At 66.2% G+C, this 25,944-nt stretch carries 21 protein-coding genes; 10 read left to right on the forward strand and 11 right to left on the reverse strand.

What is annotated here, in order from left to right:
• Nucleotides 1-21: 21 nt before the first annotated feature.
• The 3 genes from dctA to ABE472_RS00870 are packed head-to-tail and all read right to left on the reverse strand — an operon-like array spanning nt 22 to nt 3,097.
• Entirely contained in the window at nt 22-1,335 is a 1,314-nt protein-coding gene (dctA, locus tag ABE472_RS00860; RefSeq protein ID WP_346465066.1) for a C4-dicarboxylate transporter DctA, read from the reverse strand.
• Between the two features lie 42 nt (nt 1,336-1,377).
• Nucleotides 1,378-2,433, reverse strand: a complete 1,056-nt coding sequence (locus ABE472_RS00865) for a 4-oxalomesaconate tautomerase (protein ID WP_346465068.1) — start codon at nt 2,431-2,433, stop codon at nt 1,378-1,380.
• The gene (locus ABE472_RS00870; protein WP_313212473.1) at nt 2,426-3,097 is read right to left on the reverse strand and encodes a 4-carboxy-4-hydroxy-2-oxoadipate aldolase/oxaloacetate decarboxylase; all 672 of its coding nucleotides are present in this window, start codon (nt 3,095-3,097) and stop codon (nt 2,426-2,428) included. Before ABE472_RS00870 ends, ABE472_RS00865 begins: the two co-directional genes overlap by 8 nt.
• Nucleotides 3,098-3,198: 101 nt before the next feature.
• On the opposite strand from ABE472_RS00870, the gene ABE472_RS00875 reads away from it, so the two are divergent.
• The gene (locus ABE472_RS00875) at nt 3,199-4,452 is read left to right on the forward strand and encodes a LysR family transcriptional regulator (RefSeq protein WP_346462217.1); all 1,254 of its coding nucleotides are present in this window, start codon (nt 3,199-3,201) and stop codon (nt 4,450-4,452) included.
• A gap of 103 nt (nt 4,453-4,555) precedes the next feature.
• Here ABE472_RS00875 and acnB read toward each other — a convergent pair whose 3' ends face one another.
• From acnB to ABE472_RS00890, 3 genes are read right to left on the reverse strand one after another with little or no spacing between them, the layout of a single operon-like run.
• Nucleotides 4,556-7,141 carry a bifunctional aconitate hydratase 2/2-methylisocitrate dehydratase gene (gene acnB / locus ABE472_RS00880; RefSeq protein WP_313212475.1) on the reverse strand — a complete coding sequence of 862 codons (2,586 nt, stop codon included), beginning with the start codon at nt 7,139-7,141 and terminating at the stop codon, nt 4,556-4,558.
• Between the two features lie 49 nt (nt 7,142-7,190).
• A complete protein-coding gene (locus ABE472_RS00885; RefSeq protein WP_313212487.1) occupies nt 7,191-7,589 on the reverse strand; it encodes a type II toxin-antitoxin system VapC family toxin in 399 nt (132 codons plus the stop codon).
• Nucleotides 7,590-7,596: 7 nt separating this feature from the next.
• A complete protein-coding gene (locus ABE472_RS00890; protein WP_123729167.1) occupies nt 7,597-7,821 on the reverse strand; it encodes an AbrB/MazE/SpoVT family DNA-binding domain-containing protein in 225 nt (74 codons plus the stop codon).
• Between the two features lie 140 nt (nt 7,822-7,961).
• Between ABE472_RS00890 and ABE472_RS00895 the strand changes: the two genes are divergently transcribed.
• From ABE472_RS00895 to ABE472_RS00920, 6 genes are all read left to right on the forward strand, one after another.
• Nucleotides 7,962-8,156: a hypothetical protein gene (locus ABE472_RS00895; RefSeq protein ID WP_346465070.1), complete on the forward strand. Its 195-nt coding sequence runs from the start codon at nt 7,962-7,964 to the stop codon at nt 8,154-8,156.
• Between the two features lie 247 nt (nt 8,157-8,403).
• Nucleotides 8,404-11,160: an aconitate hydratase AcnA gene (gene acnA / locus ABE472_RS00900; protein WP_313212477.1), complete on the forward strand. Its 2,757-nt coding sequence runs from the start codon at nt 8,404-8,406 to the stop codon at nt 11,158-11,160.
• A 232-nt stretch (nt 11,161-11,392) separates the two neighbouring features.
• Entirely contained in the window at nt 11,393-11,764 is a 372-nt protein-coding gene (locus ABE472_RS00905) for a type II toxin-antitoxin system prevent-host-death family antitoxin (RefSeq protein ID WP_346465072.1), read from the forward strand.
• On the forward strand, nt 11,764-12,429 hold the full coding sequence (locus ABE472_RS00910) for a hypothetical protein (RefSeq protein WP_346462211.1): 666 nt from the start codon (nt 11,764-11,766) through the stop codon (nt 12,427-12,429). The genes ABE472_RS00905 and ABE472_RS00910 overlap by 1 nt, the downstream gene beginning before the upstream one ends.
• Nucleotides 12,430-12,628: 199 nt before the next feature.
• Nucleotides 12,629-14,305: a long-chain fatty acid--CoA ligase gene (locus ABE472_RS00915; protein WP_346465074.1), complete on the forward strand. Its 1,677-nt coding sequence runs from the start codon at nt 12,629-12,631 to the stop codon at nt 14,303-14,305.
• 158 nt (nt 14,306-14,463) lie between these two features.
• Nucleotides 14,464-15,333 carry a crotonase/enoyl-CoA hydratase family protein gene (locus ABE472_RS00920; RefSeq protein WP_313212481.1) on the forward strand — a complete coding sequence of 290 codons (870 nt, stop codon included), beginning with the start codon at nt 14,464-14,466 and terminating at the stop codon, nt 15,331-15,333.
• Between the two features lie 50 nt (nt 15,334-15,383).
• Here the strand turns inward: ABE472_RS00920 and ABE472_RS00925 are convergent, their stop codons facing one another.
• The 4 genes from ABE472_RS00925 to prfB all read right to left on the reverse strand — a co-directional run bounded on the left by ABE472_RS00925 (nt 15,384) and on the right by prfB (nt 21,671).
• Nucleotides 15,384-17,558, reverse strand: a complete 2,175-nt coding sequence (locus ABE472_RS00925) for an ATP-binding protein (RefSeq protein WP_313212482.1) — start codon at nt 17,556-17,558, stop codon at nt 15,384-15,386.
• Between the two features lies 1 nt (nt 17,559).
• Nucleotides 17,560-18,699, reverse strand: a complete 1,140-nt coding sequence (locus tag ABE472_RS00930; RefSeq protein ID WP_313218230.1) for a two-component system response regulator — start codon at nt 18,697-18,699, stop codon at nt 17,560-17,562.
• A gap of 201 nt (nt 18,700-18,900) precedes the next feature.
• Nucleotides 18,901-20,418, reverse strand: coding sequence for a lysine--tRNA ligase (lysS, locus tag ABE472_RS00935; RefSeq protein ID WP_313218228.1), 1,518 nt, complete (start codon nt 20,416-20,418; stop codon nt 18,901-18,903).
• Between the two features lie 127 nt (nt 20,419-20,545).
• Nucleotides 20,546-21,671, reverse strand: a protein-coding gene (gene prfB, locus ABE472_RS00940) for a peptide chain release factor 2 (protein ID WP_179459037.1) whose coding sequence is annotated in 2 segments (ribosomal slippage) — nt 20,546-21,595 and nt 21,597-21,671 — 1,125 coding nt in all. Because the reading frame shifts where the segments join, the coding sequence is not laid out codon by codon here.
• Nucleotides 21,672-21,875: 204 nt separating this feature from the next.
• Between prfB and ABE472_RS00945 the strand changes: the two genes are divergently transcribed.
• Nucleotides 21,876-22,625: a M48 family metallopeptidase gene (locus ABE472_RS00945; protein WP_313212485.1), complete on the forward strand. Its 750-nt coding sequence runs from the start codon at nt 21,876-21,878 to the stop codon at nt 22,623-22,625.
• Between the two features lie 50 nt (nt 22,626-22,675).
• Here ABE472_RS00945 and ABE472_RS00950 read toward each other — a convergent pair whose 3' ends face one another.
• The gene (locus ABE472_RS00950; protein ID WP_313218226.1) at nt 22,676-23,545 is read right to left on the reverse strand and encodes a LytTR family DNA-binding domain-containing protein; all 870 of its coding nucleotides are present in this window, start codon (nt 23,543-23,545) and stop codon (nt 22,676-22,678) included.
• Between the two features lie 175 nt (nt 23,546-23,720).
• On the opposite strand from ABE472_RS00950, the gene ABE472_RS00955 reads away from it, so the two are divergent.
• Both ABE472_RS00955 and ABE472_RS00960 read left to right on the forward strand, forming a co-directional pair.
• Nucleotides 23,721-24,926 carry an acyltransferase gene (locus tag ABE472_RS00955; protein ID WP_346465077.1) on the forward strand — a complete coding sequence of 402 codons (1,206 nt, stop codon included), beginning with the start codon at nt 23,721-23,723 and terminating at the stop codon, nt 24,924-24,926.
• Between the two features lie 9 nt (nt 24,927-24,935).
• The gene (locus ABE472_RS00960; RefSeq protein ID WP_346465078.1) at nt 24,936-25,928 is read left to right on the forward strand and encodes a phosphatase PAP2 family protein; all 993 of its coding nucleotides are present in this window, start codon (nt 24,936-24,938) and stop codon (nt 25,926-25,928) included.
• Nucleotides 25,929-25,944: the final 16 nt, after the last annotated feature.

The following is a 25,944-nucleotide window of genomic DNA, read 5'->3' on the forward strand; positions in this document are numbered from 1 at the left end:
GGCAGCGCCGCGGCGGCAGGATCAGACGGTGGCGGCAGTCAGCACGCGGCGTCTCAGCCGCCGAGTGCCGATCTGCTCGGCCAGCACCTTCTCGTCGAGCTTGCCTTCCCACTTGGCGATGACCAGCACCGCGATCGCATTGCCGATCAGGTTCACGAAGGTCAGGCCCTCTGCCAGGATCCGGTGGATGCCCAGGATCAACGCGATGCTCGCCACCGGAATCGTGCCGGTGGTACCCAGCGTCGCCGCCAGCACCACGAATGCCGCGCCGGCCACACCGGCCGCTCCCTTGGAGGTCAGCAGCAGCACCGCGATCAGGCCCAGCTGGTGCCAGATGGTCAGCTCGGTGTTGGTCGCCTGGGCCAGGAACAGCGCGACGGTGGTCAGGTACAGGCAGGTGCCGTCGAGATTGAACGAGTAGCCGGCCGGGATCACGAAACCCACCACACCTTCTTCGCAGCCCAGCTTCTTCATTTTTTCGATCAGGCGCGGCAGGACGGTTTCGGTGGAGGTGGTCGCCGCGACGATGACGATCTCATCGCGCAGGTAGCCCAGCAGCCGCCACAAGCTGGCACCGGTCCACCAGCACACGCTGCCCAGCACCAGCACGGTGAACAGCCCGCAGACCACGAAGAACTCGATGATCAGCTCGCCCAGCGACAGCAGCGAGCCCGCACCGAACTGGCCAACGGTGAAGGCGATTGCACCGAAGGCGCCGATCGGGGCGAAGTACATGATGTAGCCGATGATCTTGAACAGCGCGCCCGAGGTGGACTCGATCACCTTCATCACCGGCGCGCCACGCTCGCCGATCGAGGCCAGCGCCACACCGAACAGCACCGCCACGAAGAGCACCTGCAGCACGTGCGCTTCGGTGAAGGCGCTCACCAGCGTGTTGGGGATGATCGCCATGATGTAGGACACGATCGACTGGTCATGCGCGCTGTGCACGTAGCCCTGGATGCTGGCCATGTCGATAGTGGCCGGGTCGATGTTCATCCCCGCGCCCGGCTTCCAGACATCCACCACCACCAGGCCCACGATCAGCGCCAGGATCGTGATGACTTCGAAGTAGATCAGCGATTTCAGGGCCAGGCGGCCCACGCTGCGCATGTCGCGCATGCCGGCGATGCCATGCACCACCGTGACGAAGATGATCGGACCGATCATCATCCGGATCAGCTTGATGAACGCGTCGCCGAAGGGCTTCATCGCCGAGCCGATGTCCGGCTGCAGCCACCCCAACAGCACGCCGATCACGGTACCTGCCAGCACCTGGAACCAGAGCTGGCCCACAATGCCGAAGCGGCTCGGCCGCTTCTCTACAACGGTCATATCAACCCTCCCAGGTCACAAGAATAAGGACGTCGTGCGTATTCAGTCGAACAGCACGCCGTCGAAGAGCTTTCGCGCGGTGCGCAGTACCGCGGCGCGGGTCACCTGCCCGGCCGCGTCCAGATCCAGCACGGCAGCGGTGCTTCCACTGGGGTGCTCGATCTCCAGCGTCTGATGCGGGCCGCCGGGCAGCGCCGCGAGGGCATGCGCGGGGGAATCTGGCAGCAGACAGGCCGTGGCGACCGTCACTGCCCCAAGCACCCCGATGGAGGCGTGGCAGCGATGCGGAATGAACGAACGGACGCTGATCGCCCCGCCTGCGCGAGGCGCCGCCACCAGCATCATCTTGGGGACGGACTGGGCACTGACATCACCCAACCGCATCAGCGGGCCGGCCTGCAGGCGGATCGCCTCCAACGTGGCCCTGAGCGCCTCATCAGCGTCCAGCGTGGCGCGGTCCTCATGGCCGGTGATGCCCACATCGGAGGCGCGCAGCACGACGCACGGCATGCCGTTGTCGATCAGGGTGGTCTCCACCCCGTCGATGACATCGACAGCATGGCCGGTCGGCAGCAGCGCGCCACAGCTGGAGCCGGCGATGTCGGCGAACGCCAATGGAACCGGGGCGGCGCTGCCGGGCACGCCGTCGATGCGTGCCTGGCCGTCATACGCCACCGTGCCCTGCGGCGTCTGCACGGTCGCCGAGGCGAGCGTGCCGGTGTTGCACATGAAGATGCGTACGTCGGTCTGCTCGCCCGTGGCTGCAACCAATCCACGCTCGATGGCGAACGGGCCGACGGCGGCCAGCATGTTGCCGCAGTTCTGCGCATCGCTGACCACGGCCTGGTCCACGAACACCTGCAGGAACAGATAGTCCACGTCGGCATCCGCATGGCGGGAGGGCGCCACGACCGCGACCTTGGAGGTCAGCGGATCAGCGCCGCCCATGCCATCGATCTGGCGCGGATCGGGCGAGCCGAACGCACGTAGCAGGAAGGCATCGCGCGTGGCCGGCTCGGCCGGCAGCTCCGAAGCGAGAAAGAACCCGCCCTTGGAGGTGCCGCCGCGCATCCACATCGCGCGCACGGCCTTACTCATAGCGCAGGCCCTTGGCCGCCAGGCGCTCGCGCATCTGGTAGATGTCCAGGCCCAGCTCGCCCTTGGCCAACCGTTCGCGCTTGTCCGCTTCACGGGCCTCGCGGGCCTGTGCCTCGCGGGCCACATGCGCCGCATCCGCACGCGGCACGATGCAGACCCCGTCGTCGTCGGCGATCACCACATCGCCCGGCCGGACCAGTGCCCCGCCACAGACCACCGGCACATTGACCGACCCCAGCGTTTCCTTGACCGTGCCCTGCGCGTGGATCGCGCGGCTCCAGACCGGGAAGCCCATCGCGGTGAGGTCACGCACGTCGCGTACGCCGGCATCGATCACCAGCCCGCGGCAGCCACGCACCTGGGCCGAGGTCGCCAGCAGATCGCCGAAGTAGCCGTCGGTGCAGTCGCTGGTCGGCGCCACCACCAGCACGTCGCCCTCGCGGAGCTGCTCGATGGCCACGTGCATCATCCAGTTGTCGCCCGGCGGCACCGACACGGTGATCGCGCTACCGGCGATGCGCCCACCGCCATAGATCGGGCGCAGCCGCGGATGCAGCAGACCGCTGCGGCCCTGCGCTTCATGCGCGGTGGCAACACCGGCCTGCGCAAGCACCTGGATCACCGCCGCATCGGCGCGTTCGATAGAAGAGACTACCCGGGACATCCATCCATCCTTCGTTGACGATGGCGCAGTCTGTCCTTGCGCCGCCCAACCCCTCAAGATCGTTTTTCGAAACAGCCATTGGGTTTGGTTATAGTTGATCCATGAGCACACCTCTGGACCTGAACCTCAAGCATCTGCATGCCCTCGCCGCGGTCTACCACCACGGCGGCATCAGCGCGGCCGCACCGCACGTGAATCTGTCCCAGCCGGCGTTGACGCAGGCCATCGCGCGGCTGGAGAAACAGTTGGACGCGCCGCTGTTCGATCGCCAGCCCGGCGGCATGTCGCCGACCGAGGCGGCCGGGCTGCTGGTGCCGCGGATCGAACGCGCGCTTGCCTACATCGCGCACGGTGTCCGCGGGGCCCGCCGGGCCCAGCGCCTGCCGGCGATGCCCGCTGTGGAGCGGCGGGTCACCTTGGGCCAGCTGCGCGCCTTGGCCGCAGTGGATACCGCCGGCAGCTTCACGCTCGCGGCGAGCCGCGCGGGCGTGTCCCAACCGGCCATCTATCGCGCGGTGCACGAGCTCGCCGAGGTGATTGAGACACCGTTGATGGTGCGCCGCGGGAAAACCGTGCAGCCGACTCCCGCGGCCACACGCATGCTCCGTCTGGTCCGCCTGGCGCTGTCCGAGCTGAGCGCCGGCGTCGATGAACTTGCCTCACTCCGCTCGCAACAGGGCGGCCGGGTCGCGCTCGGCGTCATGCCGTTGGCCCGGGCCATCCTGTTGCCCCAGGTGCTTGCCCGCTTTGCGCGCGCGCATCCGGGGGCGACGGTGAACGTGATCGAAGGCCCCTACGCCGAGCTGCTCGGTGACCTGCGCGAAGGCAGCCTGGACCTGTTGATCGGCGCGATGCGCGACAAGCTGCCGGTACGCGACATCGCGCAGGAAGGACTGTTCGACGACGACCCGGTCATTGTCGCGCGCAGCGGACATCCACTGGCTGCCACCCAAGGGATCCACTTTCCACAGCTGCTCGACTACCCCTGGGTGATCGCCGCGACGGGGGCCCCGGTCCGGGCGCGCTGGGAGCGGATGTTCCGCCAGCATGGCCACGAACCCCCGCGGCTGCGCATCGAGTGTGGTTCGGTGTTGATCACCCGCGGCCTGCTGCTCGAAGACGACTGGCTCACGCTGATGTCGCGCGATCAGTTCGTGTTCGAACGTCGGGCCGGCCTGCTCTGCGAGATCGGCCGGGCCGGCGATGACCTGCGCCGCCGTATCGGCCTGACCACCCGCGCTGACTGGCACCCTACCCGGCTGCAGCAGGCGTTCGTGGAGACGTTCCGGCAGGTCTGTACCGAACGCAACGATGCAGGCGACGAGGCCTGGCCATTCCGGTTTCCGACACCCTGAGCGTCGCGCATGAAAAAACCCCCGGCGTTCACCGGGGGTTCTTGTGTTCATCCATCGACCCACGGTCGATGGCTACCGAGGCCGGGCAGCGCCCGGCACCGGATCAGGCAGCCACCGTACCGGCGACTTCCTGATAATCCTCGATCTGGTCGAAGTTCATGTAGCGGTAGATGTCCTTGCTGCTGGCATCCAGCACGCCGATGTCGGCCATGTACTCTTCCTTGGTCGGGATGCGACCCAGACGCGAACAGATCGCGGCCAACTCGGCCGACCCCAGGTACACGTTGGAGTTGCGGCCCAGACGGTTCGGGAAGTTGCGGGTCGAGGTCGAGAACACCGTCGCACCCTCACGCACCTGTGCCTGGTTGCCCATGCACAGCGAGCAGCCCGGCATTTCCATGCGTGCGCCGGCGGTGCCGAAGGTGCCGTAATGGCCTTCCTTGGTCAGCTCCGAGGCATCCATCTTGGTGGGCGGGGCCACCCACAGCTTGGTCGGGATGTCGCGCTTGCCTTCCAGCAGCTTGGCCGCCGCACGGAAGTGACCGATGTTGGTCATGCACGAACCGATGAAGACTTCATCGATGGCCGCGCCGGCCACATCCGACAGCGTCTTGACGTCATCCGGATCGTTCGGGCAGGCCACGATCGGCTCGTGGATGTCGGCCAGGTCGATCTCGATGACGGCGGCGTACTCGGCGTCGGCATCCGGGGCCAGCAGCTCCGGGTTGGCCAGCCAGGCCTCCATCTTCTCGATGCGCCGCGCCAGCGAACGGGCGTCCTGGTAACCCTCGGCGATCATCCACTTCAGCAGCGTGATGTTGCTGGTGAGGTACTCGATGATCGGCTCCTTGTTCAGGTGCACCGAGCAACCGGCGGCCGAACGTTCGGCCGAGGCATCGGACAGTTCGAACGCCTGTTCGACCTTCAGCTCCGGCAGACCTTCGATCTCGAGGATGCGACCGGAGAAGATGTTCTTCTTGCCGGCCTTGGCCACGGTCAGCAGACCGGACTTGATCGCGTACAGCGGGATCGCGTTGACCAGGTCACGCAGGGTCACGCCCGGCTGCATCGTGCCCTTGAAGCGCACCAGCACCGATTCGGGCATGTCCAGCGGCATCACGCCGGTCGCCGCCGCAAAGGCGACCAGGCCCGAGCCGGCCGGGAACGAAATGCCCACCGGGAAACGGGTGTGCGAATCGCCACCGGTGCCGACGGTGTCGGGCAGCAGCATGCGGTTGAGCCAGCTGTGGATCACGCCGTCGCCCGGGCGCAGCGAGATGCCGCCACGGGTGGAGATGAACTCCGGCAGGGTGTGGTGGGTCTTGACGTCCACCGGCTTCGGGTACGCGGCGGTGTGGCAGAACGACTGCATCACCAGGTCGGCCGAGAAGCCCAGGCAGGCCAGGTCCTTCAGTTCGTCACGGGTCATCGGACCGGTGGTGTCCTGCGAGCCCACCGAGGTCATCTTCGGTTCGCAGTAGGTGCCCGGGCGCATGCCCTGGCCTTCCGGCAGGCCACAGGCGCGGCCGACCATCTTCTGCGCCAGCGAGAAGCCCTTGCCGGTATCCGGCGGGTCCATCGGCAGGCGGAACAGATCGGTCGGGGCCAGGCCCAGCGCTTCACGCGCCTTGGCGGTCAGGCCGCGGCCGATGATCAGCGGAATGCGGCCACCGGCGCGCACTTCGTCGAACAGCACATCGGACTTGACCTTGAACTCGGCAATGACCGCGCCGTCCTTCAGGGCCTTGCCGTCGTACGGACGCAGCTCGATCACATCGCCCATGTTCATCTGCGACACGTCGAGTTCGATCGGCAGCGCGCCGGCGTCTTCCATGGTGTTGTAGAAGATCGGGGCGATCTTCGAACCCAGGCACACGCCACCGAAGCGCTTGTTCGGGATGAACGGAATATCTTCACCGGTGAACCACAGCACCGAGTTGGTGGCCGACTTGCGGCTGGAACCGGTGCCGACCACGTCGCCCACGTAGGCGACCAGGTGACCCTTGTCCTTCAGCGATTCGATGAAGGTGACCGGGCCGCGCTTGCCGTCTTCTTCCGGCTCGATGCCATCACGCTTGTTCTTCAGCATCGCCAGGGCGTGCAGCGGGATGTCCGGGCGGGTGGTGGCATCCGGGGCCGGCGACAGGTCATCGGTGTTGGTTTCGCCGGTCACCTTGAGCACGGTGATGGTCAGGCTTTCGGGCACCTGCGGACGGCTGGTGAACCACTCCGCATCGGCCCAGCTCTGCAGCACGCCCTGGGCGTTGGCATTGCCGGCCTTGGCCTTTTCCTGCACGTCGTGGAAGGCATCGAACACCAGCAGGGTGTTTTTCAGCGCATCGGCGGCGATCGCACCGACGGCAGCGTCGTCCAGCAGCTGGACCAGCGGGGCGACGTTGTAACCGCCGAGCATGGTGCCCAGCAGTTCGGTGGCGCGCTCGCGCGTGATCAGCGGATTGACTTCGCTGCCCAGGGCGATCGCGGCCAGGTACGAGGCCTTGACCTTGGCAGCGTCATCGACGCCGGCCGGCACGCGGTGGGTCAGCAGGTCAAGCAGGAACTCGGCTTCGCCGGCGGGCGGGTTCTTCAGCAGTTCGATGACGTCGGCCGTCTGCTGGGCGCTCAGCGGCAGCGGCGGGATGCCAAGCGCGGCGCGCTCGGCTACGTGGTGGCGGTAGGCTTCCAACATGACAACTCCCGGGTGATTCTTTTGAAAGAATGCGGTTTAAAGAATGGGCTCAGGCTTGCGGCACGATCAGCTTCAGGCCCTTGAAGTAGTCGCGGTAAAACGTGTCGTTCCAGGTGATCAGGCCATCGCACTGCAGCAGTGCATGGGCCCCCACCATGAAGTCGTCCAGGCTGCGCCGGCCTTGGCCACGCTGCCGGTGGCGGCGCTGCATCTCGCCGGCGCGCAGGGCCGATTTGGCCTCCAGCGCGTTGAAATGGACACCCATTTCCTCCAGCGCTTCGAGCACTTCGGCGCCGCCGCGCAGCGAGGCGCACAGCTCGGCCAAGGTCGCGCCGCAGACCACCACGCGCCCGCCGACCAGGCTCTGGCGCAGGCAGGCCTCGACGGCATCGGCCTGCGGGCCGTTGCTGAGCAGTTCGATCAGCACCGGCGAATCGACGGCGATCATCGCGGGCTCAGTCTTCGTCACGGACAGCCTTCACGGCGGCCTCGGACGACTCGAAGCCATCCAGTGCGAATTTGCCGCGGGCGCGGGAGATCGCATCGTCCACGCTCTTGCGCAGGATGATGCGGCCGCCTTCCAGCTCCACGGTCAACTGGGTGCCCTTGGTCAGCCCCAGGGCGTCACGCACGGCCTTGGGCAGCGTGATCTGTCCGCGTTCAGCAACAGTAGCTTCCATGGGGTACGCCTCGAAAAGTATGTATAAATTGTACGTACTTTGACGTTCAGGGGCAAATCCAGGCGGCGCCCGCCTTTCGGGCGTCCCGGGCCCGTCAAGAAGGCTAGACTGAACGAGCAGCAACCGCTGATGCCGCCGAAGTGGGCAAAACCACCCAGGATGATGTGCGTGGCGCCTTCGGCGCCCCCAGCCGCCGCGAACAGCTCGGCGACACACAGGTCTGGTACTACGACTTCGTCAAGATCAAGTCGTTCGGCAAGAACATCCAGGAAGCCACCGTGTTCGAGTTCGGCAAGACCGGCAACCCCCTGATCGACGCCGCCAACGGCAAGTAAGCGGCCGCGGCCGAGCTACTTCCAGACGGGGCGCTCATGGCGCCCCGTCTGCATTCGGGATGCAGGCGATGACATCGGCACTACACATGCCTGTGTAACCTTGCGTCCTGAGCCCAAGGGCTGGCACGCCCCGGCCGCTGTCGCATACTGCGAGGGATCGGCGGGCGCAGCGAGCCCGACGGCAGCCGCAAGCAGGCGCGCGTTCCGGCGCAGCCGTTGCAAGCCATCAGCAAAGGAGTCATCTGCAATGAGCGATTCGTTCTCCACCCGCAGCCAGCTGGACGTCGGCGGCACCACCTACGACTACTTCAGCCTGCCCAAGCTCGGACAGACGTTCGACATTTCCCACCTGCCCTATTCGATGAAGATCCTGCTGGAGAATCTGCTCCGGCACGAGGATGGTGGCGTCACCGTCGGCAAGGACCACATCCAGGCCGTGGCCCAGTGGGACCCCAAGGCCGAGCCCGACATCGAGATCGCCTTCATGCCCGCGCGCGTGGTGCTGCAGGATTTCACCGGCGTGCCCTGCGTCGTCGATCTGGCCGCGATGCGCGATGCGGTGGTCAAGCTCGGCGGTCGACCGGAGCAGATCAATCCGCAGATTCCGTCCGAGCTGGTGATCGATCACTCGGTGCAGGTCGATGTGTTCGGCACGCCCGACGCGCTGGATCTCAACGGCAAGATCGAATTCCAGCGCAATCAGGAACGCTATGGCTTCCTGCGCTGGGGCCAGAAGGCCTTCGATGATTTCAAGGTGGTGCCGCCCAACACCGGCATCGTCCACCAGGTGAACCTGGAAAACCTGGCCCGCGTCGTCATGACTGCGGACAAGGATGGCAAGGCGGTGGCGTACCCGGACACCGTGTTCGGGACCGACAGCCACACCACCATGATCAATGGCATCGGCGTGCTCGGCTGGGGCGTAGGCGGTATCGAAGCCGAGGCCGCGATGCTCGGCCAGCCGTCGTCGATGCTGATCCCGCAGGTGGTCGGCTTCAAGCTGACCGGGCGCATGCCCGAAGGCGCCACCGCCACCGATCTGGTGCTGACCGTCACCCAGATGCTGCGCAAGCACGGCGTGGTCGGCAAGTTCGTGGAGTTCTTCGGTGAGGGCCTGCAGCACCTGCCGCTGGCCGACCGTGCCACGATCGGCAACATGGCACCGGAATATGGCGCCACCTGCGGCATCTTCCCGATCGACGAAGAATCACTGACCTACCTGCGCCTGTCCGGCCGCAGCGAAGCACAGATCGATCTCGTCGAAGCCTATGCCAAGGCCCAGGGCCTGTGGCACGACGCCAACACCGCGCACGCCAGCTACAGCGCCACGCTGGAACTGGACATGGGCGAGGTCAAGCCGTCGCTGGCCGGCCCCAAGCGCCCGCAGGACCGCGTGCTGCTGGAAGACGTCAAGCAGAACTACCGCGAGAACCTGGTCGGCCTGACCACCAACCGCGACAAGCGCAACGATGACGTCTCCAAGTTCGTCAACGAAGGCGGCGGTGCGGCGGTCGGCAACGAACAGCTGGCCAAGGGCTACAGCGATGTCGAGCTGGAGGGTCACAGATTCCGCCTGAAGGATGGCGCGGTGGTGATCGCCGCGATCACCTCGTGCACCAACACCTCCAACCCGGCGGTGATGATCGGTGCCGGCCTGCTCGCCCGCAACGCGGCCGCCAAGGGGCTGGACCGCAAGCCGTGGGTGAAGACCTCGCTCGGCCCGGGCTCGCGCGTGGTCACCGATTACCTGGAAAAAGCCGGTGTGCTTACCGAGCTGGAAAAGATCGGCTTCTACGTGGTCGGCTATGGCTGCACCACCTGCATCGGCAACTCCGGCCCGCTGCCGACCGAAGTCAGTGCGGGCATCGCCGCTGGTGACCTGGTGGTGGCCTCGGTGTTGTCGGGTAACCGCAACTTCGAAGGTCGCGTGCACCCGGAAGTCAAAATGAACTATCTGGCCAGCCCGCCGCTGGTCGTCGCCTACGCCATCGCCGGCACCACCGATATCGACCTGACCACCGAGCCGCTGGGCACGGGCAGCGATGGCCAGCCGGTGTACCTGCGCGATATCTGGCCGAGCAACAAGGAAATCGGCGACGTGATCGCCGCGACCATCGGGCCGGAGATGTTCAAGAAGAACTATGCCGACGTGTTCAAGGGCGACACCCGCTGGAACACCATCAAGTCGCCCGATGGCGATCTGTACGAGTGGGATGGCAACTCGACCTACATCAAGAACCCGCCCTACTTCGACGGCATGACGATGGACGTCGGCCACATCGAGGATGTGCATGGCGCGCGTGTGATGGGCCTGTTCGGCGACTCGATCACCACCGATCACATCTCCCCGGCCGGCAACATCAAGAAGGATTCCCCGGCGGGCCGCTTCCTGCAGGAGCGTGGCGTGCAGCCGGCTGACTTCAACAGCTACGGCAGTCGCCGCGGCAACGATGACGTCATGGTGCGCGGCACCTTCGCCAACATCCGCATCAAGAACCTGATGTTCGGCGGCGAAGAAGGCGGCAACACGCTGTACTTCCCGAAGGACGGCGGCGAGCCGCAGAAGCTGGCGATCTACGACGCGGCCGTCAAGTACAAGGCCGAGGGCGTCCCGCTGGTGGTGTTCGCCGGCAAGGAATACGGCACCGGCTCCTCCCGCGACTGGGCGGCCAAGGGCACCAACCTGCTGGGCGTCAAGGCGGTGATCGCCGAGAGTTTCGAGCGCATCCACCGCTCCAACCTGGTTGGCATGGGCGTGCTGCCGCTGCAGTTCAAGAACGGCGAGAACGCACAGAGCCTGGGCCTGGATGGCTCGGAGGTGGTCGACATCACCGGCCTGGAGGATGGCGCCAGCAAATCGGCCACCCTCACCGCGACCCGGGCCGATGGCACTAAGAAGACCTTCGAGGTCCATGTGATGCTGCTGACCCCGAAGGAAGTGGAGTACTTCAAGCACGGCGGCCTGCTGCAGTACGTGCTGCGCCAGCTGGCGGGGAAGAAGTAAGCGTCAGCCACTTGGCGAAGTACGCCGTCTCCATCCAGGGGATGACGTGACAGCAAGGGGGCGCAACGCCCCCTTGCTGCTTTCCGGATCCTCGCGAATCTGCGTCTTGGGCGTGCCCCGGACAGGCGTCCCAACGCCCCATCTTCTTTTTCATAAATTTCATAAATCACATATTTATCCCATTTCGTACGCAATGAGCTAGGCTGGAGGCATCCGTCAGGGAGCCACCGGCATGCGGCACGCGCTCAAGTTCGACCCGATCACCGAGCTGACCCGCACCACCGCCTCGACGGTGAAGGAGCACTGGCGAAAGGTCATGCAGGACGTCCGCGAACAACAGGCCGTGCTGGTGACCAATCACAACGAGCCCCAGGCCGTCATCCTCTCCGCCGAGCAATACCAGGCCATGCAGGCCGAAGTGGTATCGCTGCAGCGTGATCTGGCCTCCCTGCGCGAGCAGACCCCGGCCCTCCAGCACCTGCGGCAGCGCTTCGATGATCGCCTTGCCGTGCTGGACAGTGCTGCGGCGGGCACCAACGCGCGCGCGCTGCTGCGCAAGCCGGCAGGGCTCAAGGGCAAGGTAGCCGCAGGCAGCGGGTACTGATGGCGGCGCGCCCCTTCCTGTTCGTCCTGGCAGGGGTCAACGGCGCAGGCAAGAGTTCCATCGGGGGTCACCTGCTCCGCGAGGCCGGGCTGGACTGGTTCGATCCGGACGACTGGGCCCGGCAGCTGTGCCGCGGACTGGGCATGAGCCAGCGCGAGGCCAATGGTCAGGCGTGGCAGGAAGGCTTCTCCCGATTGCAGGCCGCGATCGCCGAACGTCGCAACCACGCCTTCGAAACCACCCTGGGCGGACAATCCATCGCCGCGACCCTGGCCGAGGCATGCGCCACGCATGACGTACTGGTCTGGTACTGCGGCCTGGCCTCTCCCGAGCAGCACATCGCACGGGTGCGCGCATGCGTTGCGGCCGGTGGACACCCCATCAGCGATGCGGACATCCACCGCCGCTATCCGTTGGCGCTGCAGAACCTGATCACCCTGTTGCCAGCACTGGCACAGCTGCAGGTGTACGACAACAGTGCAGAGGCCGGTCCTGGCCAGCCCGTTGCCGACCCGCAGCCTGTGCTGCAGATGGACGGTGGCCGTTTGACCTGGCCCGCCGCCGATGACGCCGCTCAATTGCGGCAGGCACCCGACTGGGCCGTGCCGGTGCTGGAAGCTGCACTGCAGTGTCACGACGCCTGCGCTGGCGAGCCGCCGCGATGAGCGAGCATAGGCGGATGAGCGAACACATGCGGCTGCAAACGTCATCCATCGTCGGCGCGACCCTGCCCCGCTGCCCCGCGTCCACCTTTCTTCACCGGCCCTTCGCGTTTCCCATTCGGGACGGTATGCTGCCGAGGCATGAAACGACGGATACTCTCCGTCATCGCATCACATCATCCACGTTTCCTGGAGGGGGAATATGAGTCTGGAACGACCCTGGCTGCAGAGTTATCCCAAAGGCGTACCCGCCGAGATCGACGTCAACGAGTTCCATTCGGTCTCGGCCGTCTTCGACACCTCGGTGGCCAAGTTCCGCGACCGCCCCGCCTACTCCAGTTTCGGCAAGGTTCTGACCTACGGGGAAACGGACGCACTGGTCGAACAGTTCGCCGCCTACCTGCTCGGTGAGCTGCAGCTCAAGAAGGGCGACCGCGTTGCCCTGATGATGCCCAACTGCCTGCAGTACCCGATCGCGACCTTCGGCGTGCTGCGTGCCGGCCTGACCGTGGTCAACGTCAATCCGCTGTACACCGCCCGCGAGCTCAAGCATCAGCTGGTGGATTCCGGCGCGGCCGTGCTGGTGGTGGTCGACAACTTCTGCGACACCGTGCAGCAGGTCATCGCCGACACCCCGATCAAGCAGGTGGTGACCACCGGCCTGGGCGACATGCTCGGCGCCAAGGGCATCGTGGTGAACTTCGTGCTGAAGTACATCAAGAAGATGGTGCCCAACTACAGCCTGCGCGGCGCGATCCGCTTCAAGCAGGCGCTCAAGCTGGGCAGCCGCCACACCCTGCCCAAGGTCGAGATCGATCACGACGACGTCGCCTTCCTGCAGTACACCGGCGGCACCACCGGCGTGGCCAAGGGCGCGATGCTGACCAACCGCAACCTGGTCGCCAACATGCAGCAGGCCTCGGCCTGGATCTCCGCCTCGGGGATCGAGATGGGCAAGGAGGTGATCATCACCGCCCTGCCGCTGTACCACATCTTCGCGTTGACGGCGAACGGCCTGGTCTTCATGAAGTTCGGCGGCTGCAACTACCTGATCACCAACCCGCGCGACATGAAGGGCTTCGTCAAGGAGCTGAAGGCAACCCGTTTCACCGCGATCACCGGCGTCAACACGCTGTTCAACGGCCTGCTCAACACCCCCGGCTTCGACGAGATCGATTTCTCCTCGCTGAAGGTCACCCTGGGTGGCGGCATGGCGGTGCAGCGCGCCGTCGCCGAGCGCTGGAAGAAGGTCACCGGGGTGACCCTGGTCGAGGCCTACGGCCTGACCGAGACCTCGCCGGCCGCCTGCATCAATCCGCTCAGCCTGGCCGAGTACAACGGCGCGATCGGCCTGCCGATCCCGTCCACCGATGCCTGCGTGAAGGATGACGCCGGCAAGACGCTGGCCGCCGGCGAAGTGGGCGAGCTGTGCATCAAGGGCCCGCAGGTGATGAAGGGCTACTGGCAGCGCCCGGAGGACACCGCACAGGCGGTCGATGCCGAGGGCTGGCTGCACACCGGCGACATGGCGCGCATGGATGAGCAGGGCTTCTTCTATATCGTGGATCGCAAGAAGGACATGATCCTGGTGTCCGGCTTCAACGTGTATCCCAACGAGGTTGAAGACGTCATCGCGATGATGCCCGGCGTGCTCGAAGTCGCCGCGGTCGGCGTGCCCGACGAGAAGTCCGGCGAAGTGGTCAAGGTGGTCATCGTCAAGAAGGACCCCAACCTCACCGCCGAGATGGTCAAGGAGCATGCGCGTGCCAACCTGACCGGTTACAAGCATCCGCGCATCGTGGAGTTCCGCAAGGAGCTGCCGAAGACCAACGTCGGCAAGATCCTGCGCCGCGAACTGCGCGATACGCCCGCGCCGTAACGGTTCCCCAACGGCTGCATCTTCACAGGGCCCCTGCCGGCAACGGCGGGGGCCTTTTGCATTGCGTGAGATGCCGGGGGTGTAGGATCGCGGCGTGTGGACCCGTCAGGCCCGCCGCCCACCGTCCTCCCAGCGGGCCAGCCTCCGAGGAAATCGCCATGAGCACCATTGAAAAGCTGCCCGTCAACCACCGCTACGCCACCATCCGCACCGAAACCACGGGTAACGACGATGCCCATTGGCTGTACATGCACGCCGATGCCGCCAGCGGCATCCGCCCGTGCTGCCGGAAGGACATGCTCGATGAAATGTGGAATTTCATGAGCGCCATCACCCGCACCCCGGCCGAGCGCAACAGCGGCAAGCTGCGGCATTTCGTGCTCGCCTCCGATGCGAACGCCTACAACCTGGGCGGCGATCTGGACCTGTTCACCCGCCTGATCCGCGAGGGCAACCGCGACCGCCTGCTGACCTACGCACAGCGCTGCGTGGAAGGCGTGCACCACCTGCACACCGGCTTCGGTGGCGACGTGCGCTCGATCGCGCTGATCCAGGGCGACGCGCTCGGCGGCGGCCTGGAGATGGCGCTGGCCTGCCACACCATCGTGGCCGAAGAAGGCTGCGGCATGGGCCTGCCGGAGGTGCTGTTCGGCCTGTTCCCGGGCATGGGCGCGTACTCGTTCCTGTGCAAGCGCGTGGCACCGCAGCTGGCCGAGAAGATCATCCTCGACGGCCGCGTGTACTCCTCCGAAGAGATGCATGCCATGGGCGTGGTCGACGTGCTGGTGCCCAAGGGCCACGGCGTCAAGGCCGTGGAAGATCTGATCCGCCAGCACCAGCGCATTCCGCATTCGTATCTGGCGATGAATGCCGCGCGCAACCTGGCCCAGGCCGTGCGCTATGACGAACTGCTGGAGATCACCAAGGTGTGGGTCGATTCCGCGCTCGCCCTGGGCGACAAGTCGCTGCGCACCATGGACCGCCTGATCAAGGCCCAGACCCGCCGCGCCACCCTCGACGTGGCCTGAGTCCTCCCCTCCCCTGTGTTGTTCAAGCCCGGCTGCCGCCGGGCTTTTTTTCAGCGCATGTCGCCGCCGTCGTCGGCCTGCCCCTGCGCCTTGCGCTGCGCACGCGCATCCAGCGCCTGCCGGCCTTCCTTGATGCCCGCCTGCAGCAGGGTCACGCGCTGCCGCCATTCGCTCTTGAGCTGCCAATCGGCCATGCGCATCAGGTCGCCCGCACGGTTCGCCACGCGGACCAGGCCCAGATTGCTGGCCACGCCCTTGATCGCATGCGCCTGCTCACGGAAATGCACCCAGTCGGCGCGCTCGCCGTCGGCCAGTGCGACGCCGACGCATTGCTCGGCATCGGCCAGGCATTGGCGGATGAACTCGCGTTCGAAGCCATCGCCCATGCCGAGCGAGGCCAACTCGTCCAGCACGCCTGGATCGAGCACCCCATCGAGCACGGTGGCGGTGCGCACGATCGGCGCGCTCGCCTTGAGCTGACCGTTGGAGGCGATGTCGGCCAGCACGTCCAGCAGCCGCACGGCCACCACTGGCTTGGCCAGGAAAGTATGCGCACCGGCCTGGGTACAGCGCTGGATCGCCTCTGGGGTGACATCGGCGCTGAGCACCAGCACCGGCGTGCGCGGACCGCCCCCGGCCTGCATCACGCGCAGCTCCTTGAGCATGTCCAGGCCACTCATGCCGGGCATGTGCAGATCGACGATGGCGGCATCGAAATCGCTCTCGGCCATCGCATCCAGCACCGCTTCGCCGCCGTTGACGCACAGCACCTTGTGACCGGCTTTCTGCAGCAGGCGCTGCAGTACCATCCGGTTGGCCTCGTGATCATCGGCGACCAGGATGTGCATGCTGCGCACGCGCGCGCGGTGGCGCAGGAACGGATCGGCGAAGGCGATGACATTGCCGTTGCGGTCCGGCAGCCCGTCGCCGACCAGGGCCGGGGTGACCGTGCCCAACGGCACGCGCGGCGGCGCAAACGGCAGCTCGAACCAGAAATGACTGCCCTGCGGCGGATTCTCTTCATAGCCGATGTCGCCGCCCATCGCCTCGACGAGGCCTTTGGCGATGGTCGTACCCAGGCCGGTGCCTTCGTGCCGGCGGGCCATGCTGACATCGGCCTGCTCGAAGGCTTCGAACAGACGTGGGCGCATTTCCGGCGCGACGCCGATGCCGGTATCGAGGATGTCAAAGCGCAGGCGCACCCCGCCATCGGATTCGGCATTGAGCACGGCGACGCGGATCTCGACCCGGCCATGGTCGGTGAACTTGACCGCGTTGCCGGCGATGTTGAGCAGGATCTGGCGCAGGTGACCCAGATCGCCGCGCAGCAACGGCGGCACGGTGTCGGCCACCTTGACCCGGTAATCCAGCCGCTTGGCCTTGGCCTGTGGCAGCAGGATCAGCCCGATCGCCTGGATGACATCGGTCAGGGCGAAGTCTTCGGCGGTCACGCGCAGCTTGCCCGCTTCGATCGCGGAGATGTCCAGCACCTCTTCCACCAGCGCCAGCAGACTGCGCGAGGAGGCCTGGATGGTATTGACGCACTCGCGCTGCTCTTCATCGAGCTTGGTCGTGGCCAGCAACTCGGTCATGCCCGACAGCCCGTTGAGCGGCGTGCGGAATTCATGACTCATGTTGGCCAGGAAGCGGCTCTTGGCCTCGCTCGCACGGCGCGCCTCGGCCATCGCCCGGGTCAACTGGCGCAGCAGCGTGGAGAAATACAGCGGCACCGCGGCCAGGCCCAGCCACAGCCCGAACGCCAGCCGGGCATTGCGTTCCCAGTACGGCGTCAGCAGCGCGGTGCTGCCGAAGCTGACCATGGCCATCGCCACGGCCACATAGAGATAGTTGTTGCCATAGCGCATGCCGTTGCCGACCGTCACCCACATCACCACGATGTAGACCCAGGCCAGCGGCTCGCCCATCTGCACCATCCCGGCGGCAATCAGCCCGTAGTCGGCCAGCATGCCGGCCACCCGGCGCGGGTCCGAGCGCCCCGGCCGCCACAGCAGCCAGCCGAACAGCCCCAGCGACAGCGTCAGGCCGGTCAGCACGATCGCCAGCACGCCGTGGTACTGCGCCGGCGGCAGATCGTGCCGCGGCCCCGGCATCAGTACGTACAGCAGGATCAGGGTGATCAGCACGATGCGCACGATCGCCTGGCCGTGCTCGGTATCCGGGCGCTGCGCCAGACGTTGCTTCAGCCGCGGGTACAGACGACGCATATCACATCCCCGGGCGGGATGACGCAGTGGAGTGCTGTGCGCAGATCTCATCAAGCTGGAGGCGGCCGCGCAGCAGGGCATCAACGCAACGCGGGTCGAACAACCGGCCACGCTGGGCGTACAGATAAGCCAGCGTGGCTTCCATGGTCCACGCTTCCTTGTACGGACGGGGTGAGATCAGGGCATCGAACACATCGGCCACCGCCACGATCCGCGCTTCCAGCGGAATGGCATCGCCGACCAGCCCATCCGGGTAGCCGCTGCCGTCGTAGCGCTCGTGGTGGCGCAGCGCGATCAGCGCACCGACCTGGATGAAACGGTTCTGGCTGCCACTCAACAGTTCATAGCCGATGCGCGGGTGCCGGCGCATGATCGCCTGCTCCTCTTCGCTCAGCTTGCCCTGCTTGAGCAGCACGGCATCGGGAATGGCGATCTTGCCCATGTCGTGCAGGGGCGCGGCCATCTCGATCAGCTTGACCTCTTCCTCCGGCAGCCCGAGCTGCTCGGCGATCAGGCCCGCCACGTGCGCCATGCGCTCCAGGTAGGCGCTGGTGCCGGCATCACGGAACTCGATCGCACGCGCCAGGCGCGAAAGCGTCTCACGCTCGCGCTCTTCCACCTCATGCATGCTGGCCAGCAGCCGCTGCTCCAGCGAGAGCGCGCGCTGCTTCACGTTCTCCGACTGCTGGCGCAGCTGCAACAGGTTGTAGCAGCGCGCGCGCAGTTCGCGCGGGCGGATCGGCTTGACCAGGAAATCGATCACCCCCGCTTCCAGCGCGGCCTGACGGATCGGCTCATCGCCGACCACGGTGATCAGGATCACGGGGATGTCGCGGTGTTTGGGCAGGCGGCGGAACCGGCGGGCGAACTCCAGCCCATCCATCTCCGGCATGCGGTAATCGAGCAGCAGCAGATCCACGGCATGCGACTCGCACCAGGCGAGCGCCGTCAGTGGATCGCCGAAGTCGTGCACGGACAGTTCCGGCGCGATGTCTTCGATGACATGGCGCAGCATGGTTCGCGCGGACGTCTGGTCGTCAACGATGACAATATTCAAGGCTGCTTCTGCCTTCTTCCTTGACCACACTGGAACATGCTGCGGAGAGGATACTCCGCCGCTCAGCACACTGGCACCTTGCATGGGTCCGCCTCCCGTCATGAACACCCCAGTTCATGATCGTGGTCACAGTGTGATGCCAATGTAAGCACCCGCTGCAACCCGTCATGGTCCGTGGCCATCACGCCATAGCACCTTGCTAAGGCCACGCAGAAACCATACTCGCGCGGCCACGGGAGCGGAACCCCCATCCGGACGAGCCCCAAGCACGTCCGGACCCAGGTCTCAGTTTTCGGGACGCATATACGGGAACAGCAGCACGTCACGGATCGAGCTGCTGCCGGTCAGCAGCATCACCAGGCGGTCGATGCCGATGCCCAGGCCGCCGGTCGGCGCCATGCCGTACTCCAGCGCGCGGATGTAATCGGCGTCGTAATGCATGGCTTCGTCATCACCGCCCTCCTTCGCCGTGACCTGGGCCTGGAAACGGGCGGCCTGGTCTTCCGGATCGTTCAGCTCGGAGAACCCGTTGGCCAGCTCCTTGCCGTTGATGAACAGCTCGAAGCGGTCGGTATAGCCCGGCTGGTCATCGTTGGCACGGGCCAGCGGGGACACCTCGACCGGGTGGTCGGTGATGAAGGTCGGCTGGATCAGGGTGTGCTCGACGGTGGCTTCGAAGATCTCCAGCAGCAGCTTGCCCCAGCCGTAGGACGGCTTGATGCGGATCTTCAGGCGCTCGCAATGGGCGACCAGCGCATCGCGGTCGGTACAGTCGGCCGCACTGATTTCCGGGTTGTGGTGGCGCACGGCTTCATCCATGCGCCAGCGGCGGAAGGCCGGGGCCAGATCGATCGTGGCGCCGTCCCACTCCACCGTGGTGGTGCCCAGCACCTTGCTGGCCACGTCACGGATCACGCCTTCGGTCAGGTCCATCACTTCGGTGTACGTGGCGTAGGCCTCGTACAGCTCCATCATGGTGAATTCCGGGTTGTGGCGGGTACTCACGCCTTCATTGCGGAAGTTGCGGTTGATTTCGTACACGCGCTCCAGCCCACCCACGACCAGGCGCTTGAGGTACAGCTCCGGGGCCACGCGCAGGTACAGGTCCAGGTCCAGCGCGTTGTGGTGGGTGGTGAACGGCTTGGCCGTGGCGCCGCCGGGGATGTAATGCATCATCGGCGTTTCGACTTCCAGGAAGTCGCGGCTGTCCAGCCAGGCGCGCATGGCGCGGATGATCCGCGAGCGCTTGATGAACACCTCGCGCGACTCCGGGGTCACGATCAGGTCCACATAGCGCTGGCGGTAGCGCTGCTCCACGTCGGCCAGGCCGTGCCACTTGTCCGGCAGCGGGCGCAGCGACTTGGTCAGCAGGCGGATGCTGGTGGCCTTGACCGACAGCTCGCCGGTCTTGGTGCGGGTGAGCCCGCCTTCCACGCCGATGATGTCGCCCACGTCCCAGCCCTTGAACGCCGTGTAGGCATCGCCCAGGGTGCTGCCCTGCAGGAACAGCTGGATGCGGCCGGACTCGTCCTGGATCTGGGCGAAGCTGGCCTTGCCCATCACGCGCTTGGCCATCAGGCGGCCGGCCATCTTGACCTGGCGGTCACTGGCTTCCAGTGCTTCGGCGGTCCACTGCTCGGCGTCGGCGAACTCGGCCTGCAGGGTGCCGGCGAAATGCTCGCGGCGGAAATCGTTCGGGTAGGCAATGCCCTGCCCGCGCAGGGCGGTCAGTTTCGCGCGGCGCTCGGCGATGAGGCTGTTCTCGTCGACGGGGGGCTGCGGCGCGGCGGTCTGATCGTTCATGGCGTGGGTCTATGTATGTCGGGGGGGAGGTACGGTCCCCGCCATCATGCCGATGGTCGGGGCGGATTGCGAAACCGGGCGCGGCCCGGGCACAACGGATCGGGGCCGCGCGTGGCGGCCCCGACGGTCAGGCGTCGGTGCGTTTGGCACCCACGGCCAGGCCGGACTTCAGGCTGGCTTCGACGAATTCGTCGAGGTCGCCATCCAGCACCTTCTGCGTATCGGAGCGTTCGATGCCGGTGCGCAGGTCCTTGATACGGCTCTGGTCGAGCACGTAGTTGCGGATCTGGCTGCCCCAGCCGATGTCGGACTTGGTGGCTTCCACCGCGTCACGCTCGGCGTTGCGCTTCTGGATTTCCAGCTCGTACAGCTTGGCGGCCAGCATCTTCATCGCGTTGTCGCGGTTCTGGTGCTGGCTGCGGCCGGTCTGGCAGGCCACGACCGTGTTGGTCGGGATGTGCGTGATACGCACCGCCGACTCGGTCTTGTTGACGTGCTGTCCACCGGCGCCGGAGGAGCGGTACACATCGGTACGCAGGTCGGCCGGGTTGATGTCGATCTCGATGTTGTCATCGACTTCCGGCGACACGAACACCGAGGTGAAGCTGGTATGGCGGCGGTTGTCCGAATCGAACGGCGACTTGCGCACCAGGCGGTGCACGCCGGTTTCGGTCTTCAACCAGCCGTAGGCGTAATCGCCTTCCACGCGCAGGGTGGCCGACTTGATGCCGGCGACGTCGCCACCGGACACTTCCATCAGCTCGGTCTTCCAGCCGCGCGATTCGCACCAGCGCAGGTACATGCGCAGCAGGATCTCGGCCCAGTCCTGGGCTTCGGTACCACCGGCACCGGCCTGGATGTCGACGAACGCCGCCGCGGTATCCATCTGCCCGGAGAACATGCGCTGGAACTCCAGCTGCTCCACGTGCTTCTGGTACTTGTCCAGGTCGCTGACCACGGCCAGGGCGGTTTCTTCGTCCTGTTCGCTTTCGGCCAGTTCCAGCAGTTCGCCCGACTCGGTCAGGCCGTCGAGGATCGTGGCGATGCCGCCGACGGTCTTGTCCAGATTGGCGCGTTCGCGGCCAAGATTCTGGGCGTACTCGGCGTTGTTCCAGATATCCGGGTTTTCCAGTTCCCGGGTTACTTCTTCCAGACGCTCTTTCTTGGCGTCGTAGTCAAAGATACCCCCTGAGCGAGAGCACGCGATCGGTGAGATCGGTGATGCGCTGGCGGACAGGATTGAGCTCGATCATGTCGGCGATTAATGCGTGCGAAAAGACTGTCCATCATAGCCTATCCGGGGCTTTCCGGCGGTGGCCGGGGTGGGAATCGCCCTGTTCCGGCCAGGAAAACGACATCGCTGAACACGGGCGCCCGGGCAGACGGTAGACTTCCGCCCCGCTGCGCGGCCCCCTGCCCGCGGCGTCCCCCAACGCACTACATGGAGCACTACCCCGATGAGGACGTCATCCTCCGCCCTGCTGCTGGCTCTCGCCTGCCTGACCGCTTCCACCACCGCCTCGGCCCTGGACCTCAAGCAGCTGGCCAGCACCGGCCTGAAGGCCGGCCAGGCGTTGACCCTGTCCGACCAGGACGTGGCCAAGGCCGCCGACGAAGCCTGCGTCTACATGGACCAGCAGAACAAGGTGGCCCCGGCCAACAACCCGTATGCCCAGCGTCTGGCCAAGATCACCCAGGGCCTGGCCAATGAAGACGGCATGAGCCTGAGCTTCAAGGTCTACCTGACCGAAGACGTCAACGCCTGGGCCATGGCCAACGGCTGCGTTCGCGTGTACTCCGGCCTGATGGACATGGCCTCGGACGATGAAGTGCGCGGCGTGATCGGTCACGAGATCGGCCACGTCAAGCTGGGCCATTCCAAGACCAAGATGCGCACCGCGCTGCTGGCCTCGGCCGGTCGTGACACGCTGGCCGCCTCGGGCAATGCCAATGTCGCCACCCTGACCCAGGGCCAGCTCGGCGAACTGGCTGAAGGCTTCGTCAACGCGCAGTTCTCGCAGAAGGAAGAGAGCGCTGCCGACGAGTACGGCTACCGCTTCATGAAGCGCCACCAGTACGACCCGGCCGCATTGGCCAGCATGTTCCGCAAGCTGTCCAGCGATGGCGGCCTGATGTCCTCGCACCCGGGCTCGGAAGCCCGCGCCGGGCGCATCGACGCGATGATCAAGAAAGACAGCAAGCGCTGAGTGCCCTGCCGGCACCCGGGTCCGCCCGGGTGCCGGTCAGCCAGGCAAGGTCAGGCCGGTGCCTGCACGGCCAGCGCCTGCCGGAATGAGGGCAGCTGCCGGCGGCTGCACGGCACCCGGCCGCCATCGTCCATGTGCAGCAGGGCCTCACCCCCCTCCAGCGGCTCGATCGAGACCAGGTGCCGCACGTTCACCAGCCAGCTGCGGTGGGCACGCACGAAGATCCCCGGATCCAATCGCTCTTCCAGCGCCGCCATGGTGCTGCGCAGCGGGTAGTCGTGCCCGCGCACCCGCAGATTGACGTAGTTGCCCGCCGCCTGGGCGTACTCGATATCACCGGTGGCGACCAGGAAGTCGCGGCCCAGCTTGCGCACCAGGAACCGCTCCGGACGCTCCACCGCGTCCACCGGGGGCGCATCGTCCGGCGCGGCCAGCAGATGCGCTTCGCCCTGCCGGCGTCGCCCGAACCAACTGAAGAAGTGCTCGATCGCCACGAAGCTGAAGAAGGCACGGACATCCTTGAGGTACTCGTACATCAGGCGTACCGGCCAGGTGGCATCGTCCTGATAGTGGTAGCCGAGCGCGGCATAGGCTAAATGGCGCAGCCCCATCATCCCGGTCACATGCACCAGCGACCACGCCACGCTGGCCAGCAGATACAGCGGCAGCCGTCGCTTCCAGGTATCGGCGTGCAGCGGCCAACGCTGGCAGCCCCACCACAGGACCGGCAACGTCAGCAGGATCATCGCGACGCTGCTCAACTCCCAGATCATCGGCTGCCACAGGCCCAGGTCTTCGCCACGGCGGCCCGCATCCATCACTTCCACCAGCGCATTGGCCACCGCGGTAGTCAGCAGGATCACCGACCACACCAGCATCCGCGCACCCGGCCGCCACCGCGCGGCACGTCCGTTCGCCATTGAATCATCCATTCGCAAAGGGTCGTCAGCCTGACTCATCACGCCATGGTAGTGCGCCCCGCCCGTCCCTTGGCGACCGCCATTGGTCACTTGGCACCCACGGCAGAGCCCTTTGGCGTGGCCGAACCCCGTGCCAGTGCGCACCGTGGAGGCTCCTGCCCTCCCTGCCCCGTCCATGCCACGCCGCCACGACATCGACGCCCTGCGCGTACTCGCCTTCGCCCTGCTCATCCTGTATCACACCGCCATGGCCTACGTGGACGGCTGGGGGTTCCATCTCAAGAGCGACCACACCGCCGAGTGGCTGCAATGGCCGATGCTGCTGGTCAACCGCTGGCGGATGCAGCTGTTGTTTCTGCTCTCGGGCACCGCCATCGCCTTGATGCGGCCGGAGGCAGGCATCGTGCGCTTTGCCGTGCTGCGCTCGTGGCGGTTGCTGCTGCCGCTGGTGTTCGGGATGTGGGTGGTGGTGCCGATCCAACCCTACTGCGAGGCAGTGACCAACGGCCGCATCGAGCCCGGCTTCGGCGCGTTCCTGCTGCGCTACTGGCAGATGCCGGCCTGGGCGCAGGACAGCTTTGCCGGCTGGCAGCTGCGCATCACCTGGAACCACCTGTGGTACCTGGCCTACCTGTGGGTCTACACGCTGGTGCTGGCCTTGCTGATGCCGGTGCTGGATACCGCTGCCATGCATCGCGCCGTGGAGCGCTTCGCCCGTGCGCCGGCGCCGCTGCTGATCGGGCTGCCCAGCCTGCTCTCCTTCGGCTGGGTAGCCTGGCTCGATCCCCGCTTCCCGTCCACCAACCTGCTGTTTGGCGATTGGTACCAGCACGCCAAGTACGGCACGGTATTCCTGGCCGGCTACCTGCTTGCCCGCGCCACCCCGTTCTGGGCGCGCGTGGTCGAGCTGCGCCGGACCACCCTGCGGGTGGCGGTCATTGCCGCGAGCTGGTACTTCGGCATCCGCCTCCTGGGGCGGGTGTTGCCGGCCGATTCGGTGCTGCGGCAGTGGCCGGACAGTGTCTGGACGCTGCAGGTGATGGCCAGCCAGTCGCTGTACCTGTGGGCCGTGCTGCTGACCCTGCTCGGCTGGGCCAAGGTGTATCTGGATCGCCCGTTCCGCTGGCTGCCGTACTGCAGCGAGGCGGTGTATCCCTGGTACATCCTGCACCAGAGCCTGATCATCGCGCTGCTGTTCTGGCTCAAACCGCTGCAGCTGGGGCCGTGGTGGGAGCCGCTGCTGGTGCTGGCCGGGACGATGGCCGGCTGCCTGGTGCTGTACGAAGGGCTGATCCGGCGCGTTGGCTGGCTGCGCCCACTGTTCGGACTGCGCCGGGAGCCGTTATCGTTGCCGGTCACGCGGGCGGTGGCCCGACACTGAGGAATACGGATGTTCCAGACCCATTTGCATGTGTGGCTGCAGTCGTTCTTCGATGCCGCATGGATGCTGCCGCTGATGAGCTTCGTCAGCACGCTCGGCTACGAGTGGGCTTACGTGCTGTTGATCGTGGTGTGCAGTTTCGGGGTGCGTCTTCGCGCGGGGCTGGGCATCATGCTGGCGGTACTGCTGATGTCGATGGCCACGCACGCGATCAAGCAGGGTGCCGCCCTGCCCCGCCCCAGCGATGTCGACATCCACGTGCTGGACAAGGGCCGGCCGGACCACGCGCTGGCCGCCGATGGCGCTGCCGGATCGTTCTGGACGCTGCCGACCGATGAAGCGATTGCCGCCCTGCGTGCGCAGCCAGATCCGGACTACGGATTCATCAGCGGTCATGTGGGGGTGGCGACGGCTGCGATGGCAGCCGTGGTGCTGTGCTTCGGCATCCGCAGTGTCGGGTGGCGGATCGCGCTGCTGATCGGCTGGCCGTTGCTGATGGCGCTCTCTCGGATGTACCTGGGGCGGCATTTTCTGTCCGATGTGCTGGGCGGCTGGCTGGTCGGGATGGCCTTGGGCTGGCTTGCCTGGCAGTGCCTGCCAGCGCCCGCGCGCCGTAATCGAACCCGCCACCTCATCCTCGCCACCCTGGGCATCTGCGTGACGGCAGCGGCGCTGACGACCGAGTTCGTCCCGGCAGACAGCGCGGGGCGGTATCTGGGGCTGCTGCTGGTCTTCGCCTTCCTGCACTGGCGCGGCTGGCCGCTGGATCCGTACACACCGTGGCAGCGGATCGGGCGCGTCATGGCCGTCATCGGGCTGTATCTCGTCATCAGCCCCGTGCTGGAGGCAGTCGCCGTCGCACTGGCACTCCCTGACGCAGCGGTGGTGGAGGTGGTGTTCAATGCCATCGGCAACGCGGCGATCTTCATGGGCGGCATTGCCTTGGCGGGGTACTGGCCGCAGGCGGCGCGCAGCCTGCCTCGGGCCGCCGCCGTCGAATAAACGGCGGCGGCCCTCA

Source organism: Stenotrophomonas sp. TWI809, from assembly GCF_039673205.1.
In the GTDB taxonomy this organism is placed as follows: Bacteria; Pseudomonadota; Gammaproteobacteria; order Xanthomonadales; family Xanthomonadaceae; genus Stenotrophomonas.

Excerpts from the sequence above, each read along its gene's own strand:
- dctA (WP_346465066.1), bottom strand. The coding sequence starts at position 1,335 with ATGACCGTTGTAGAGAAGCGGCCGAGCCGCTTCGGCATTGTGGGCCAG.
- ABE472_RS00865 (WP_346465068.1), bottom strand. The coding sequence starts at position 2,433 with ATGAGTAAGGCCGTGCGCGCGATGTGGATGCGCGGCGGCACCTCCAAG.
- ABE472_RS00870 (WP_313212473.1), bottom strand. The coding sequence starts at position 3,097 with ATGTCCCGGGTAGTCTCTTCTATCGAACGCGCCGATGCGGCGGTGATC.
- ABE472_RS00875 (WP_346462217.1), top strand. The coding sequence starts at position 3,199 with ATGAGCACACCTCTGGACCTGAACCTCAAGCATCTGCATGCCCTCGCC.
- acnB (WP_313212475.1), bottom strand. The coding sequence starts at position 7,141 with ATGTTGGAAGCCTACCGCCACCACGTAGCCGAGCGCGCCGCGCTTGGC.
- ABE472_RS00885 (WP_313212487.1), bottom strand. The coding sequence starts at position 7,589 with ATGATCGCCGTCGATTCGCCGGTGCTGATCGAACTGCTCAGCAACGGC.
- ABE472_RS00890 (WP_123729167.1), bottom strand. The coding sequence starts at position 7,821 with ATGGAAGCTACTGTTGCTGAACGCGGACAGATCACGCTGCCCAAGGCC.
- acnA (WP_313212477.1), top strand. The coding sequence starts at position 8,404 with ATGAGCGATTCGTTCTCCACCCGCAGCCAGCTGGACGTCGGCGGCACC.
- ABE472_RS00905 (WP_346465072.1), top strand. The coding sequence starts at position 11,393 with ATGCGGCACGCGCTCAAGTTCGACCCGATCACCGAGCTGACCCGCACC.
- ABE472_RS00910 (WP_346462211.1), top strand. The coding sequence starts at position 11,764 with ATGGCGGCGCGCCCCTTCCTGTTCGTCCTGGCAGGGGTCAACGGCGCA.
- ABE472_RS00915 (WP_346465074.1), top strand. The coding sequence starts at position 12,629 with ATGAGTCTGGAACGACCCTGGCTGCAGAGTTATCCCAAAGGCGTACCC.
- ABE472_RS00920 (WP_313212481.1), top strand. The coding sequence starts at position 14,464 with ATGAGCACCATTGAAAAGCTGCCCGTCAACCACCGCTACGCCACCATC.
- ABE472_RS00925 (WP_313212482.1), bottom strand. The coding sequence starts at position 17,558 with ATGCGTCGTCTGTACCCGCGGCTGAAGCAACGTCTGGCGCAGCGCCCG.
- ABE472_RS00930 (WP_313218230.1), bottom strand. The coding sequence starts at position 18,699 with ATGCAAGGTGCCAGTGTGCTGAGCGGCGGAGTATCCTCTCCGCAGCAT.
- lysS (WP_313218228.1), bottom strand. The coding sequence starts at position 20,418 with ATGAACGATCAGACCGCCGCGCCGCAGCCCCCCGTCGACGAGAACAGC.
- ABE472_RS00945 (WP_313212485.1), top strand. The coding sequence starts at position 21,876 with ATGAGGACGTCATCCTCCGCCCTGCTGCTGGCTCTCGCCTGCCTGACC.
- ABE472_RS00950 (WP_313218226.1), bottom strand. The coding sequence starts at position 23,545 with ATGGCGAACGGACGTGCCGCGCGGTGGCGGCCGGGTGCGCGGATGCTG.
- ABE472_RS00955 (WP_346465077.1), top strand. The coding sequence starts at position 23,721 with ATGCCACGCCGCCACGACATCGACGCCCTGCGCGTACTCGCCTTCGCC.
- ABE472_RS00960 (WP_346465078.1), top strand. The coding sequence starts at position 24,936 with ATGTTCCAGACCCATTTGCATGTGTGGCTGCAGTCGTTCTTCGATGCC.